Raw genomic sequence first — 1466 nt, forward strand, 5'->3', positions numbered from 1 at the left:
CTCACATCAAATATTTACTTAATTTGTAATATAAAGTATTTATTGATCTAGACAAACAAAGAAAAAGCACCTATGTTTAGGGGAATGACGCGTTATCCATCATTCTCCCAAACAAAGGAGCCAACCATGGATAACAATAAGAAATTTCCAGTAGTTTGTCAATGTCTTAAAGTGCTCAATGTCCTAGATTATCGGTCTATTTTTCAGGATCATCGGTCAAAGAAGCTGTTTGCGGGTTCAACCATAGGACTTCATGTTGTTGCTCAACTTTTGCAACTGAAATCATATGGCGAACTGTCCGAGCAACTCCAAGCTCACACCGAGCTTGCGCAGATTCTTCAACTCGATTCAATTAGCGCATCCCAACTGTCCCGAAAAACTAAGTCTCTTTGTACTTCCAGCTTGTTAGCGTTGTTCACTCATCTTGCTGCTGAGCTACATAGCCAAACTCATCATTTACAGGGAGTCTCCAAGAGCATTGGGCGATTGCAGGTTATTGACGCAACAAGCATCTCACTTCCTCTGTTCTTGGGAGAATGGGCAAAGTGTTCCGACAAAAAATGTGGCGTCGTCTTACATACCCGTGTTATGGTAGCCAGCCCGGATATCGTGTTTCCGAACAAAGTCATTGCCTCAACAGCACATGTTCATGAATCTACGGTTGCCATGGAACTCATCCAATCCGATGACACAACGTACGTGATGGATCGAGGTTACTCCAAGTTTAAGCACTTCGAGACCTGGTTGAAGAACGATGTTCGTTTTGTGATTCGGCTCCGGGAATGGGATAGGATGTTTCCGGTTGAAGGAACAGAAAGAGCTACCCCCGCAGAATCTCCGCATATCTTGCGGGACGTTGATGTGCTTACGACCAAAACGAAAACGCCTATGCGAATGGTTGAATACATGGATGAGCAAGGCCGCCTGTACCGGGTGGGGACAAGTCGTTGGGACATTTCGGCCGCGGAAGTTGCTGATATTTACAAGAACCGATGGTTAGTGGAGCTGTTCTTTAAGTGGATAAAGCAGCACCTGCATGTTGTTAAATTGTTCAGTAAAGATCCAACTGCGGTGTGGAACCAGTTATTTTTATCGCTGATTGCATACACGGTTCACATGCTGATTACATTGGAATTGAAGACCACCAAAAGTCCCTGGACAACACTAAAGTTATTGCGAATCTATTTCTATGATAACTGGTCTAACTTTGTAAAAGCTGTCTCTCGCCCGCCGAGCAGAACTTCAAAGGGCCGACAGAAGACGAATAAGACAAAGGAACGACTAGGTTCACAACGCATCATAGTGAGATAATAACGGAGACATATGAATAAAATGTAAATTAATGGAATAAACGCGTCATCTAACAGCGGTCTTCCTTTTTTGGTTTGCGCCCAAAAAAAATAAATGGAAATAAATACAATATATTAAACAAATTGTATTATACATACAGGCTTTCTGATCATGTC

Annotated in this window: 1 protein-coding gene; it reads left to right on the top strand. The window is 42.6% G+C overall.

Annotation, left to right across the window (positions count from 1 at the left end):
* Positions 1-126: 126 nt before the first annotated feature.
* Positions 127-1311: an IS4 family transposase gene (locus GC102_RS00010; RefSeq protein ID WP_171687672.1), complete on the top strand. Its 1185-nt coding sequence runs from the start codon at positions 127-129 to the stop codon at positions 1309-1311.
* The last annotated feature ends 155 nt before the right edge of the window (positions 1312-1466 follow it).

Origin of the sequence: Paenibacillus germinis (assembly GCF_013141785.1) — a bacterium.
GTDB lineage: Bacteria > Bacillota > Bacilli > Paenibacillales > NBRC-103111 > Paenibacillus_E > Paenibacillus_E phytorum.